A 12,313-nucleotide genomic window follows, 5' to 3' on the forward strand; every position below is an offset into this window, starting at 1 on the left:
TGACAACCTTGCGATCTCAAAATCGCCCAGTGTTAGATTACTTGGTTGAGGCATGTCGGGCTGCTCGCCAGGGAGAACCTGTTCCATCCTTGCTGCCTACTGATACCCCCACCCCGTGAACGATTACGAATCAAAACAGTTCCAGCACGACTAACGTTCATTGCAATAGGGAGTAATGTTGCAGCGTACGTTAATTGATATAACCCCAGGGACAGGATGAGGCCCGGAGCAAACCCCAATATCGCCAAAATTAAGGACTCTTGCATCAACATGATTAACAGGTAGCGATCGCTGTAGCCCATCGCTTTGAGCGTGGCATATTCCGGCAAATGCTCTGATACATTGGCATAGAGAATCTGATAAACAATCACAATGCCAACGACAAAGCCAACTGCAACCCCCATGTTGAAAATAAAGCCTGTTCCTTGACTGGCCCAATAGCCAATTTCGGCATCAATGAATTCGGGTATCGTTATGACCATCACATCATCAGGTAATTCTGCAATGAGATGGCGTTTTACCCTGGCGATATCTGCTCCCGGTTCAAGCTGAATCAGGCCAATATCAATTTGATCAGGAGCGCGATCGGGAAACAGCTTCATGAAGGTAGAATCACTTGCAATGACATTACCATCAGCTCCAAATGATGCCCCTAGTTTAAACAAACCAACCGTTCGAACGGTTTGGTTAGAAACTTGCACCTCAATTGAACCCTGTTGTTCAATCCGCTCTGCAATTGGCCCGTACTCCGGGCGCGATGTTTGATCAAACAAGATGCGATCGAGCAGCTTCAGTTGATCTAGATTTTGTTTCGCCTCTAGAAAGGTAAAGGCTGGATCGGCAGGATCAATACCCCAAACTAGAATGCTGCGATCGAGATACGTTTCAGGATTACGCCAGGAGGTAAACCCGATATAAGCTGGGGCAACGGAGACAATGCCCCCATGCGCCATCGCTTGTTGCAATCGTTCTCTAGGAAAGCTTTTAACATCAATCAACGTTTTAACCTGTCGGTTGATCATAACCAGATCGGCGTTTAGATGGCGCTGAGCCTGGGTGCTGGAATCGTACAATGCATCGAGTAACCCAAACTGAACAAACGTCAACACATCCGCAAAGGCAATTCCTGCTAACGCAACCACCAGGCGCGATCGCTCCTTAAGCAACTGAAGCAATGCCAGTGGTGTTTTACGAAACCTCATTCACTCGCCTCCCGGTTCTCGCTTCATCGTCCAATACCAGGGAGCCTGTTCTGATAATGGCTCTGTTCTGATAACATCAAATCCATGCCGTTGATAGAAACAAACGGCTGATTCTGTCGATGTTTCTAAATAGCAGGGCATCCCTTCGCGATCGGCTTCAGCCAGGATAGGATTCAACAGCAAGCCGCCAATGCCTTGCCGTTGGTAATCTGGAACAACGCCCAATAGCATTAAGTACCAATGGGGACGTGGCATATCCTGCCGCTGGTAGTCCTCCCATTTGAGCAGAGATATCCAGCGTGACCAGTGTGACCAATGGAGATGAAACGGCAGTTGATACAAGCCCGCCTGTAACAAGCGCAGTAAAGGGACAGGTGCCTGTCCGGGAGGGAGCCAGGCCGCAACTCCTTTTATAGGGTCAGACGTCGTGTAAACATGCCCATACGAAAGACTCGAGCAGAGCAGCGCGTTAATCACGCATTGAAGGGCACGGGTTCGAGCCGGCTCTAGTTCGGGAATGAGGTAGCGAAATATCGGGTCGTTTGCAAAAGCATCACTCAGCAGGCCAACGGCTGTATTAACCTGCGATCGCCTTAAATGAGTCACAGTTGTATTCACGTTCACCTCACCAAAGTAGTTCATTCAAAAAACTAATGAGCTTTACAGAATCAATCTTTGCCAGCGTTACTAGCCAGCGAGCTTTTTCTCGTTCTCGTTCTATTCCGTTTGTGGCAGCAATTCGGCAGATCGTAACGGCTAAAACAATCCAGGGATAAACTTCTCTGCGAACCCGTCGAAACCAAATCAAGCGTTTTGGGCAGAGCATAGGAACTGGATAAAATGCTTATTTCAATCGAGCGACCGTTATTTTTAAGAACACAAACGCTCAACGCTGAATCGCAACCTGTACCTGAAGATGGGTCAAGTTTGCCACGCGTTTGCTAGCCTCGGCACTGAGACGAATTTTGACCTCAATCACACGCTGGTCGAGATTTTCTCCGGGTTGCGTGCTCATTACCCGTTGTCGATTAACCTGCGATCCGATTTGCAGAACGGTTCCCCGCAGTTCTTCTGAAAACGCCTGACTCGTGATGCTCGCAGCTTGCCCCACTCGGACGTGATCAATGTCCGTTTGATAAACCTCTGCGATCGCCATCATTTGTTCGGTTTGGCCCAGGTCTACGATGCCGTTATCGCTAACTTTCTCGCCGGGCTGGGTATGGATAGTGAGGATGGTTCCCGTGATCGGTGCGTAAACATAAGCTTGCTCTAGCTCTGTTTTGGCACGCTGAACCGCTGCGATCGCTTCATTTAATTCGGCCTGAGCTACCTGCACATCCACCGGACGAATGTCTGTAACCTGATCGAGAGTTGCCGTCGCTTCACGAACTTGAGCCTGAAGGGTCGTAGCCGTTCGCTGTTGCAGAGCGATCGCTTCCTGCCATTGCGCTTTGGCTGTTGCTAACGCCAGCCGTTTTGCATCCAGATGAGAGGCTGAAACGGCACCTGCTTGATACAACTGCTGAAAGCGATCGTACTCAGCCTGAGCATGTTGAACTTCTGCCTGCCAACGGGCGATCGTGGCTGATTGGGCGGCCAGTTCGCCTTGCCGCTCTGCTTGAAAGCGGGCAACTGTAGCGGCTTGTGCCTGAATTTCACCGTTTTTTGCACCTGCTTTCACTTGAGCCAGTCGCCATTCTGCGGTTTGTACCTGCTGTTGCGCTTCCTGCACCGCTGCTTGCAACCGCTGATGGGAATCCAACACAGCAATTATCTGCCCTGCCTCAACCCGATCGCCCAATTGCACCCGCAGTTGCGCTACGCGATCGCCATCAAGCGCCAGCGGAGCAGATACTTGCACCACTTCACTGGCAGGCTCTAAACGTCCCAGAGCCGTAACGTGCTTCGTCTGTGGCATGGAATCAACAAATTGAGAGGGATCATCTGCCCCAACTGGAGCAAATTGGGAGATACCGTAACGGGCGATCGCTACGGTGACAACGGTTGCAGCAACAACCAGTGCAATCGTGCGACGATGGAAATTGCTTGACACCCCTTGATGCTGCATAAATGCTCCTTTTCAATCAATGATTGGGTGGCTGAGCCTGTTTACGTTCGAGATAGGCCGTTAACATTGCTGCCAGCAGTTCTGCTTGCTCAATATACGAAACCGATTCAGAATCAACCATACGTTCTGAAATCAGCCCATCTATCCAACACAGCACATGGGTTGCGATCGCCGGATCGTCCACCCCCAGCAGTCGGGCAATCTCCTGGCGAGAACGCTGGCTGGCACGCCTTACAGCTTCATTGACACGCGATTGTCCAACTCCGGCCTGCTGATAAAAATCCATATACAGTAAGGTCTGCTTGAAGAAATACGCTTCGTTTTCCAGTAAAAACTGACCTAAAGCCAGAATTCGCTCTTCCATAGAGTTAGCCTGCTGAATTTCGGCTAGCGCTTTTAGCAAATCGTGTTGGGTTAATTCTTCAATCAACTGCCCAAACAACTCTTCTTTACTGGGGAAGTAGTAATAAAGCGTGCCCGTGGAAACCCCTAGCGCTTGAGCAATCTGTCGAGTGGTGAGTGTGGCATATCCCTTTTCGGCAAATAAATCAAAGCATTTGTGCAGCAACTCCTTGCGATATTGATCGTGGTCGTGAACCTTGGGCATGTTTTTTAATCGAGCGCTCGTTATTTTAAAAAATAGCATAACTATTAAAAAGCGCAACTCGTTGGGTGAAGCAACCTGTTTTGTTTGGAGCAAGCGATCGCGGAGTACAATTCCTCTCATCCTTAACAATCGGTGCTGACTGTGCGACGACGAATAATTGCAGGGTTTGCGATCGCCCTTAGCTTCACACTGATATTGAATTTAACCCGCACTGTCGCTCAACCTGAGAGGACAGGTGCCTCTGCTAGTGGAAGAGGAGGAGCGGTGGCTACGGTGGATTCCCGTGCCACCCAAATTGGCATTGATATTCTTCGATCTGGGGGAAATGCGATCGATGCGGCAGTGGCGACTGCTGCTGCCCTGGGAGTGGTTGAGCCGTTTTCTGCTGGAATTGGCGGCGGCGGTTTTATGCTGATTTACCTCAACCATGAGGATCGGGTGATTGCTTTAGATGGACGAGAAGAAGCTCCGGCCTCTGCCCGTGTCGATATGTTTGACGACCCGGATAATCCGATTGAACTGCTGCCCTTTACCCCCAACCGCATCAGTAATGGTGCGGCAGTGGGCGTACCGGGAACGTTATTAACCTGGACAGAAGCCCTCGATCGCTACGGCACGCTTTCGCTAGCGGAGGCATTAGCTCCTTCGATCGCTCTGGCCGAGAATGGCTTTGAAGTGGATGAAACCTATGCCAGCCAGCTAGAAGCCAACCAGGATCGGTTTTTGGCCTTTACGCCTACCCAGGAACTGCTTCTGCCTGATGGTGAGGTTCCTGAACCTGGATCGACGATTGATAATCCTGATTTGGCTAAGACCTATCGGCTAGTGGCTGAGCAAGGAGTCAATGTATTTTATCGGGGTGAAATTGGCGAGGCGATCGTCGAAACGGTTCAGAATCCACCAACGGTAAGTAATCCACCCTTTCGCGTCATTCCGGGCGGCATGACGATGGCCGATTTAGATCACTATGCGCTACGGGTTCGTCGTCCTGTGATGACGGACTATCGAGGCCATCGGGTTTACGGCATGGGCTTACCCAGCAGCGGCGGCATTACTGGCATCCAGACTTTAAATATGGCTGAGGGGTTTGAACTTGGCGCGATCGATCGCACCAAGGCACTACACACCATCATTGAAGCCGAGCGGTTGGCCTATGCCGATCGCGGCGCATATTTGGGCGATCCAGAGTATGTGGACGTGCCGCTGCCGGGGTTGCTTAGCGAAGAGTATGCTCAAACACGACGGGCACTGATTGGCGATCGCGCCCCGGCAGAAGGAGCAGAATTTGTGGCGACGGCAGGCAATCCGCTTCCCTATCAGTTCGATCCCAGTCCTAGCCTGACTACGGTTGAAGCCATTTCTCAGATCAGCGATCAGGAGGGACTTTCGACAACTCACCTGACCGTGGTAGACAACGACGGTAATGTGGTTTCCTACACGCTGACGATTGAATCAACAGGTGGGTCTGGAATTGTCGTTCCGGGCTATGGGTTCATCCTCAACAATGAATTGACCGACTTTGATTTGGTGAGTCCCCATCCCAATGTTCCAGAACCGGGTAAGCGACCCCGCAGCAGCATGGCACCCACCATTGCCGTGGCTACCGATGGTCGCATCATTGCCTTTGGTTCTCCGGGTGGGTCTACTATCATCACCACAGTTTTGGGGATTGCCTTTAATGTGTTTGATTTCAACCTGCCGATTGCTGAGGCGATCGCGGCTCCACGCATCTCTCAGCGCAATGGCGGCATCACTGAAGTTGATGGCGGGTTTGAAACCAGCGCATTGGGGCGATCGCTCACAGCTCTGGGGCATGTTCTCAGGCCGATCGACGAAATTGGGGCAGCTACTGGAATTGTGCTTCATCCAGATGGCACTATGCTGGCAGCGGCTGAACCCATGCGGCGGGGTGGTGGGTCTGCAATGACGGTACGTGACTGATGGGGTTAAACTCAGGCACAGCGCTTGTTTCACAGAAACGAGACTGAGTACATTTCGTCTTTCATCTAGTTTGATTTGGTAAATTGAGCCGATCGCTGTTTAACTTTCTGGTTCTTACCTATGCTCTTGTCAAAATTTCGTGACCAGAGAGATGTGGATTAACAAAGATTCCGATCGCGCCAAAACCAGTCTGCTAGGCTTAAATGTGATCAAACCCAAGATTTTTAGCTGTGACTAATCCTCGTGTTCTCTGCCTGGGTGAAATACTGTGGGATTGCCTGGCCGATCAGCCCGGTGTACCGCTTGAACAAGTAACCTCCTGGACATCCTATCCCGGTGGCGCTCCTGCCAACGTAGCCTGTGCGTTGACGAAACTAGGAACTCCAACCGGGTTCATTGGCTGTGTGGGTGAAGATGAGCAGGGACGATCGCTCGTAGACTTGCTGCAAACCATTGGTGTTGATTGCACTGGCATTCAATGGCATCCCACGGCTCCCACCCGCGAAATTTTTGTCTTGCGCTCTGAGAGCGGCGATCGCCAGTTTATCGGATTTGGCGATCGCGATACGGCAGACTTTGCTGATACCCATCTGCAAGCCAAACAGCTTCCCGTGAGTTTGTTTGATGCGGCAGATTTTTTGGTTGTGGGCACGCTAGAGATGCCCTATCCCGAAACGCAACGGGCGATCGCGCATTCACTGGAACTGGCAGAACAGCACTTTGTCAAAGTCTTGCTGGATGTCAACTGGCGACCGATGTTTTGGCCTGATGTGGATGCGGCCAAACCCGTAATTCAGCACTTGATGAAACAGTCTGACTTTATCAAACTGTCGGAAGAAGAGGCCGAGTGGCTGTTTGATACAACCGATCCGGGGGTGATTACCCATCGCTTAGGCAGCGTTGAAGGGGTGATTGTTACGTTTGGGGCGCAGGGATGCGCTTACTGTTTGGGCGGTAATGAGAGCAAGCTGCCCGCTTTTGAGATGGAAGTTGAAGACACCACTGGAGCCGGGGATGCCTTTGTGGCGGGTTTTCTGCATCAGTTGTGCCTTGGGGGCATCCAAGCCTTGCGCGCTCCAGAGGTATCGCGCAAAGTAATGGTTTATGCCACTGCCTGTGGTGCGTTGACTACAACCCGTCCAGGCGCGATCGCCGCACAGCCCACAGCGGCTGAAGTGGAGGCGTTTCTTTACTTGCAACAACCGTTTGCTATGAAATAAGGGCTGGCTCAACCCCTCTAGAATCCGGTCGCTGAAACAGACCCAACCAGAAACTCGCCCCCTGATGCCCCCTGAGGCTGCTGTTTCGTTTTGAGCTTGTTGCGCCATTGCCGAATGGCCATTGCTGTGCGGGTTGTGGGTGGAATGTAACGGCCAGAGTTGAGCAACGCCTGGTCGTCCGATAGGTTGGCGATGGGAGGCTGGCTGTTCATACAGTCTGCCAGGTTGTCTAAATATGGCTCCAGATTGAGTGCCCGGATCACTTGCTCCACTGATTGATAGCGATCGCGCACGGCAATCTTCAGCATCTTGGCTAACACTTTGCCGAAGTGGTCGCTGATATCTACGTCTTGTTGCCAGCGGATCTCGCCCGTTGCAGCATCAACCTCAAATTCCATTGGCGATCGCCCCGTCAGCAAGTACAAACAGGTGATGCCGATCGCATAAATATCGCTGGAATAGGTGGGGCGAAGCGCTAACTGTTCTGGCGGGGCAAACCCAACTGTGCCTACAAACTGTGTCGTTGGCACTTTCTGGCTCCATTCGTCAACCGACTGAATGTTCTCTTTGACTGCACCAAAATCAATCAGCACCAGCCTGCCATCGTCCTGACAACGAATAATGTTGGGCGGTTTAATATCACGATGGATCACCTGATGCTGATGCACATAGTCGAGAACGGGCAAAATTTCTCGTAAAAATCGCTTTACGGCCAGTTCAGAATAGACCCCGTTCACCCGCACCTCTTTCACTAATGTGCAGCCTTTAACGTATTCCTGAACCAGATAAAATTCGCCGTTTTCCTGAAAATAGTTGAGCAGTTGCGGCACCTGGGCATGGCTACCTAACTGGCTCAAGGTTTTTGCCTCTCGCTCGAACCGCTCGGAAGCACGCTGAAGTGTAACGGGATTGCTGACCTTTGGACACAGTTGCTTAATGACACAGAGCGGCATCCCAGGCAAAGACACATCTTTAGCCAGAAAGGTAACGCCAAATCCGCCTCGCCCCAACGCCCGCAAAATCCTATAGCGATTGCGGAAAAGCTGTTGCGCTCCGCAAAATTGCCCTAGCTTTGTTTGGTGCTGAGATGACTCGCGCAAATGAGACAGGGTAGCAACAGAGGAATTCATTCTAATGCTGTTGATGTCGGTGAGTCGTGATCCCGTGACTTTATACTAGCGTCATATATTCTCAGCGCAAACCGATGTCGTAGTCGTTAACATCGTCCTTGCAGTTGAGCCTATATCAAGGAGCCTATATCCAAGTCAAGCCTGCATCAGGCTAGTTTAGTGTTTGGTAGCTGGCCGATAGATGTGTAACTAGTCGATGTGTAACTAACTGTAGTGAATTTGACTGTAGTAAATTTGTTGCCGGGGTGCTTCTGTCAAACGTTGCAATTTCAATCAAAAAACCTGATTCGAGGATGAAGCTGACCCAACATCTTTAATGAAATTGTCCGATGTTATGAGTAAATTAACCTCAGTAGTTCTGGTGATTTATAAACCAATGATAAAGCTTCCTGGATTTTTTGAAGCATTATTTTATACTAGGTGATTCGATCGGGGTGGAATGTACGGAGGCTGAGGCGATCTCCTGCCGTGGAGTGCAGCAGAGGCACGGACAGCGGCTAGCCGAATCATCCTCAAAGGTTGAATAACGAGACCGTTAGCGGTTCCAGAAGTCGGTGACATCATAGCCCAACTCTGCTAGCATCTGGCGGAGCAGCGGCATACTCAAGCCAATGACATTGGTGTGGCAGCCATCAATTTTTTCCACAAACAAGCTGCCTCGCCCTTCCAGGGCAAAGCACCCGGCGCAGTTGAGCGGTTCTCCGGTTGCAACATAGGCTTCAATTTGGCGATCGCTAACGTTTGCAAACTCTACTCGCGTTACCTGACAGCGAACCAGCGTCTTAACCTGGGTCTGGTCGATTAGCACATGCCCGGTATACAGTTCACCCGTTAGGCCGCGCATTTTCTGCCAGCGGGCGATCGCCTCTATAGCATTGGCAGGTTTGCCGTAGACCTCGCAGTTCAGCGATAACACAGAATCGCATCCGATAATCAACGAGTTTGTAAACCGGGGTGCAACAGTCTCAGCTTTGCCGATCGCCAGAGCCTGAACCAGCTCGGCTGGGTTGTTGTCTTGAATTTGCGATTCATCAAAATCACTTGGGCAAACGAGCGGCTCGATGCCAGCGGTTTGCAACAAACGTCGCCGCGCGGGTGAAGCAGAGGCCAGAACAAGCGGTGGAGTGCCCATAGAACTCAAGACGTGAACTGCGAAAGTTGAATGATGGATGAAGATGAAGTTCCAGGACTACGTTAGCAGGTTGCTGATAACCTCCAGGATCAAGCTCTTAACCCTTTGCTATTCATCGCTAATGACTAGTTCACGGAGAAAGAGTTGACCACCAGTTGCAGCTTATCTTTAACTCGTTCCCACCGTTCTTCTGTCGTTGAAAGATTGAAGGTAAAGAGCTTGCCACGACGCACAATGACACTAGCAAAGTTGTGCCGATCCTGATACGGCAGCTTAACAGCGTATTCCAACATATAGTATGTTTTGTCGCCAACTTCGCGGGCTTCTGCATTGACGAGTTCGGCTTTGCGGTTGGAGTCGGGAGGGGCGATCGCGTTTTTCGAGAGGTTGTAGCCAACTTCACTAGGCGTGCCTAGCTCTTTTAGCGTCTTATTGTCCGGAACCGGGCTAATGACAACGCTGACATTTTCCGTTTCTTCAATCAGGTCGTGCAGAACCACATCCGGCCCATTGTCAACCTTGACCTCAATCCAGCCATTGGGATACAAAAACTTGTAGCCTTCGTAGTCGTTAATAAACGGCTTTAGGCCAGCGGTCGCCGAAGTGCAACTCTGCAAGCTCAGGCTCAATACAATCAGCACGAGGGCTGCAATTCGCTTCAGCATCTCCAAATATCCTCAACCTTGAGTAAACCAGCTTGCTTCAGTCCACCACCTTGGGCTGAGACCGTTGAGATTATTTTCTCATCAAGCGCTGCTATTGTTACAAAAACTTCAAATTATTCTAAGGATGGCAGGCTGTTCTTTAACCATATCTATAGCTAGCCCTTAACCCCTCTTAACCAGTCTTTGCGGTGATTCAGGTATTCTAACGGGGATAACATTGTTAAGAATCTAAAAGACGGGGATTCACCCTTATGGCTACGTTGCTTGATCTCGTCATGAAAGGTGGGCCGGTGATGATCCCCATTGTTGGGTTTTCGGTGGTAACCATTGCCTGTGCCTTGGAGCGCAGTGTGTTTTGGTATCGGTTGCTTAGCCAGGAAGACCGAATTATGCATGATGTACTGGAAGCGGCTCGGTACAGCCTGGATGACGCGGAGGCGATCGCACAGCAGGCCACAGCTCTGCCCATCGGGCGGTTTTTGCTGGCACCGTTAAAACTCAACCAGCCCAGTCCAGAAACGTTTCGGCTGGCGATGGAAGCGGCGGGTGATAAAGAGTTTGTGCAAATGCGTAAGGGGGACAAACTGCTAGAAACCACGGTTGCTATATCGCCACTGTTGGGGCTGTTGGGAACTGTAACTGGATTAATTGCTACCTTTGGCAACCTCAACATTGGAGGTGGCGGCACTACAGAACAGGCGACCCAGGCAGCGGCAGGCATTGGGGAAGCGTTAATTACAACAGCAGCAGGTATGATTGTGGCCATTATAGCGCTGCTAATCTTTCGAGTGCTGGTGACGCTGCAATCGCGCCAAATGGACTACTTTTCTGAGGTGGGCAGTGAGTTGGAGTTGATCTATCGGCAGATTTGGTATGAACCCAACGGAACTGAGTTAGACCGTTATTTGCCATCTGTCGCCTCGGTGCATGGGGTTAGAGCAACAGACGATCGCTAATTGTTCATTATTTTAGTGAGTTGGCGCTTCAGTGAGTTAGTGCTTATGCAATTTCGCAACCGGGAACAGGCACCTTTACCCGAAATTAACCTGATTCCTATGCTGAATGTGATGATGGGCATTCTGGCCTTCTTTGTGATGATTACGATGAATTTAACCACGCAACAAGGCGTAGAGGTACCGCTGCCCGATCGCGCTGAAAATACATCAGTGCAGCCCGATATATATCCATTAATTGTGGATTTAATGCCACAGGGCATTATGTTAGGTGAACAGTCGATTGAAGAAGCACAATTGCTTCAAGAAATACAAAACTATCTGACCAGCAATGAAGCAGGGATGGTGGTGCTGCAAGTTGATCCCCAACTGCCTTACGATCGCGTTGTGCAATTGTTAGGAACGATGAAAGAAATAGGGGGCGATCGTGTTTCATTGGCAATTGATTGACTGCTTATTAATTGTCTGCTCGTTGAAAACCCATGTCGTTTAAAAACCGTAAGACTAGAGCGCAAATTCCAGAAGTCAATTTAGTACCCATGATGGACGTACTAATGACCGTTCTGACCTTCTTTATCATCATTTCAATGACGTTGACCGGGCAGCAAATGGCGGGAGTAAATTTGCCACAAACGGCTGGAGACGGAACGACAGCAGAAGCCGAGGCTGACGCTACTCTCATGATTGGACTTGATCGACAGGGGCAGATTTTGTTGGAAAATCAACCGATCGCCCGCTCTGAACTGGCTGAAGCAATGCGAACTTTTTTAAGCCAAAACCCAAACGGTAGCGTGTTACTTAAAGCCGACCGTGAGCTGACCTATGATGAGGTGACAGCATTACTAAAAACAATGAGAGATGCGGGTGGCGATCGAGTGTTACTGGCGATCGATCGCAGCTAGGCTGATATTTTTCTGAACCCTAATTTATAGCCCAACACCCGCAGGGAGGTAGCGTACCCTGCGGCAACACGCTATGGGCAATACTTCTGGATCTATTTCAAGGGCTATTTGCCCAATGTACGACCTCCGGGAAACGTTTGATACGTTTAAAGCAACCTCTTAGAACAGCATCTTGTTTTCGTTGGCTTAACAACAGTATTAGAAGATGTTTTAAAAGTGCTGAATGTCACCCGAGCCGCCGCCTAAATTCCCAATTCTGGCTTCGACGTGAGCGCTCAGCCGAACGGGGACTTTGAAATAGAACTGGCTCGGAAGTCCCCCAAGGTTGGAGGATTTAGGGGGCAAATGCAGTACATTTGCTACTTTTAAAACATCCTCTTAAACATGTTTAATAAAGCGCTAGTTTTCTCTTAACCTTTTAGCATTCGTTACATTATTAATCCTTAATCATAGTTGTTTACTTTTATCTGTGACGGTATTAAATCCAAGTCAC

General features: G+C 50.1%; 13 protein-coding genes. 6 read left to right on the top strand and 7 right to left on the bottom strand.

The annotated features are described in order from the left end of the window. Window positions 1–32: 32 nt before the first annotated feature. Window positions 33–1,202: an ABC transporter permease DevC gene (devC, locus tag IQ268_RS10770; RefSeq protein ID WP_193878341.1), complete on the bottom strand. Its 1,170-nt coding sequence runs from the start codon at window positions 1,200–1,202 to the stop codon at window positions 33–35. Beyond that, window positions 1,203–1,844 carry an N-acetyltransferase gene (locus tag IQ268_RS10775; RefSeq protein WP_193878342.1) on the bottom strand — a complete coding sequence of 214 codons (642 nt, stop codon included), beginning with the start codon at window positions 1,842–1,844 and terminating at the stop codon, window positions 1,203–1,205. Window positions 1,845–1,855: 11 nt separating this feature from the next. Here IQ268_RS10775 and IQ268_RS32845 point away from each other — a divergent pair, with 11 nt between their 5' ends. Further along, complete coding sequence (locus IQ268_RS32845; RefSeq protein ID WP_255527171.1) at window positions 1,856–1,978, top strand: hypothetical protein; 123 nt, start codon at window positions 1,856–1,858, stop codon at window positions 1,976–1,978. Window positions 1,979–2,088: 110 nt separating this feature from the next. On the opposite strand, the gene IQ268_RS10780 is transcribed toward IQ268_RS32845, so the two are convergent. Both IQ268_RS10780 and IQ268_RS10785 read right to left on the bottom strand, forming a co-directional pair. After that, window positions 2,089–3,270, bottom strand: a complete 1,182-nt coding sequence (locus tag IQ268_RS10780; protein WP_193878343.1) for an HlyD family efflux transporter periplasmic adaptor subunit — start codon at window positions 3,268–3,270, stop codon at window positions 2,089–2,091. A gap of 16 nt (window positions 3,271–3,286) precedes the next feature. Further along, window positions 3,287–3,877 carry a TetR/AcrR family transcriptional regulator gene (locus IQ268_RS10785; RefSeq protein WP_193878344.1) on the bottom strand — a complete coding sequence of 197 codons (591 nt, stop codon included), beginning with the start codon at window positions 3,875–3,877 and terminating at the stop codon, window positions 3,287–3,289. A gap of 141 nt (window positions 3,878–4,018) precedes the next feature. Between IQ268_RS10785 and ggt the strand changes: the two genes are divergently transcribed. Beyond that, window positions 4,019–5,818, top strand: a complete 1,800-nt coding sequence (ggt, locus tag IQ268_RS10790; protein ID WP_193878346.1) for a gamma-glutamyltransferase — start codon at window positions 4,019–4,021, stop codon at window positions 5,816–5,818. Window positions 5,819–6,048: 230 nt separating this feature from the next. After that, window positions 6,049–7,038: a carbohydrate kinase gene (locus IQ268_RS10795; RefSeq protein ID WP_193878348.1), complete on the top strand. Its 990-nt coding sequence runs from the start codon at window positions 6,049–6,051 to the stop codon at window positions 7,036–7,038. A 17-nt stretch (window positions 7,039–7,055) separates the two neighbouring features. Here the strand turns inward: IQ268_RS10795 and IQ268_RS10800 are convergent, their stop codons facing one another. The 3 genes from IQ268_RS10800 to psbP all read right to left on the bottom strand — a co-directional run bounded on the left by IQ268_RS10800 (window position 7,056) and on the right by psbP (window position 9,965). Beyond that, window positions 7,056–8,168 (bottom strand): serine/threonine-protein kinase, encoded by a 1,113-nt coding sequence (locus tag IQ268_RS10800; RefSeq protein WP_193878350.1) that lies wholly within the window; start codon window positions 8,166–8,168, stop codon window positions 7,056–7,058. 535 nt (window positions 8,169–8,703) lie between these two features. Continuing rightward, window positions 8,704–9,300, bottom strand: a complete 597-nt coding sequence (locus tag IQ268_RS10805; protein WP_193878352.1) for a nucleoside triphosphate pyrophosphatase — start codon at window positions 9,298–9,300, stop codon at window positions 8,704–8,706. Between the two features lie 125 nt (window positions 9,301–9,425). Next, on the bottom strand, window positions 9,426–9,965 hold the full coding sequence (gene psbP / locus IQ268_RS10810) for a photosystem II reaction center PsbP (protein WP_193878354.1): 540 nt from the start codon (window positions 9,963–9,965) through the stop codon (window positions 9,426–9,428). Window positions 9,966–10,216: 251 nt separating this feature from the next. Between psbP and IQ268_RS10815 the strand changes: the two genes are divergently transcribed. The 3 genes from IQ268_RS10815 to IQ268_RS10825 are packed head-to-tail and all read left to right on the top strand — an operon-like array spanning window position 10,217 to window position 11,820. Continuing rightward, window positions 10,217–10,921, top strand: a complete 705-nt coding sequence (locus IQ268_RS10815; RefSeq protein WP_193878355.1) for a MotA/TolQ/ExbB proton channel family protein — start codon at window positions 10,217–10,219, stop codon at window positions 10,919–10,921. A 45-nt stretch (window positions 10,922–10,966) separates the two neighbouring features. Beyond that, window positions 10,967–11,368 carry a biopolymer transporter ExbD gene (locus tag IQ268_RS10820; protein ID WP_193878357.1) on the top strand — a complete coding sequence of 134 codons (402 nt, stop codon included), beginning with the start codon at window positions 10,967–10,969 and terminating at the stop codon, window positions 11,366–11,368. A gap of 32 nt (window positions 11,369–11,400) precedes the next feature. After that, window positions 11,401–11,820 carry a biopolymer transporter ExbD gene (locus IQ268_RS10825; RefSeq protein WP_193878359.1) on the top strand — a complete coding sequence of 140 codons (420 nt, stop codon included), beginning with the start codon at window positions 11,401–11,403 and terminating at the stop codon, window positions 11,818–11,820. The last annotated feature ends 493 nt before the right edge of the window (window positions 11,821–12,313 follow it).

It is taken from the genome of Oculatella sp. LEGE 06141, from assembly GCF_015207605.1.
Taxonomy (GTDB): domain Bacteria; phylum Cyanobacteriota; class Cyanobacteriia; order Elainellales; family Elainellaceae; genus Oculatella.

Coding starts and splice junctions, on each gene's coding strand:
- IQ268_RS10780 (WP_193878343.1), bottom strand. CDS start 3,270: ATGCAGCATCAAGGGGTGTCAAGCAATTTCCATCGTCGCACGATTGCA.
- devC (WP_193878341.1), bottom strand. CDS start 1,202: ATGAGGTTTCGTAAAACACCACTGGCATTGCTTCAGTTGCTTAAGGAG.
- IQ268_RS10800 (WP_193878350.1), bottom strand. CDS start 8,168: ATGAATTCCTCTGTTGCTACCCTGTCTCATTTGCGCGAGTCATCTCAG.
- psbP (WP_193878354.1), bottom strand. CDS start 9,965: ATGCTGAAGCGAATTGCAGCCCTCGTGCTGATTGTATTGAGCCTGAGC.
- IQ268_RS10775 (WP_193878342.1), bottom strand. CDS start 1,844: ATGAACTACTTTGGTGAGGTGAACGTGAATACAACTGTGACTCATTTA.
- IQ268_RS10825 (WP_193878359.1), top strand. CDS start 11,401: ATGTCGTTTAAAAACCGTAAGACTAGAGCGCAAATTCCAGAAGTCAAT.
- IQ268_RS10815 (WP_193878355.1), top strand. CDS start 10,217: ATGGCTACGTTGCTTGATCTCGTCATGAAAGGTGGGCCGGTGATGATC.
- IQ268_RS10785 (WP_193878344.1), bottom strand. CDS start 3,877: ATGCCCAAGGTTCACGACCACGATCAATATCGCAAGGAGTTGCTGCAC.
- IQ268_RS10820 (WP_193878357.1), top strand. CDS start 10,967: ATGCAATTTCGCAACCGGGAACAGGCACCTTTACCCGAAATTAACCTG.
- IQ268_RS32845 (WP_255527171.1), top strand. CDS start 1,856: ATGAGCTTTACAGAATCAATCTTTGCCAGCGTTACTAGCCAGCGAGCT.
- IQ268_RS10805 (WP_193878352.1), bottom strand. CDS start 9,300: ATGGGCACTCCACCGCTTGTTCTGGCCTCTGCTTCACCCGCGCGGCGA.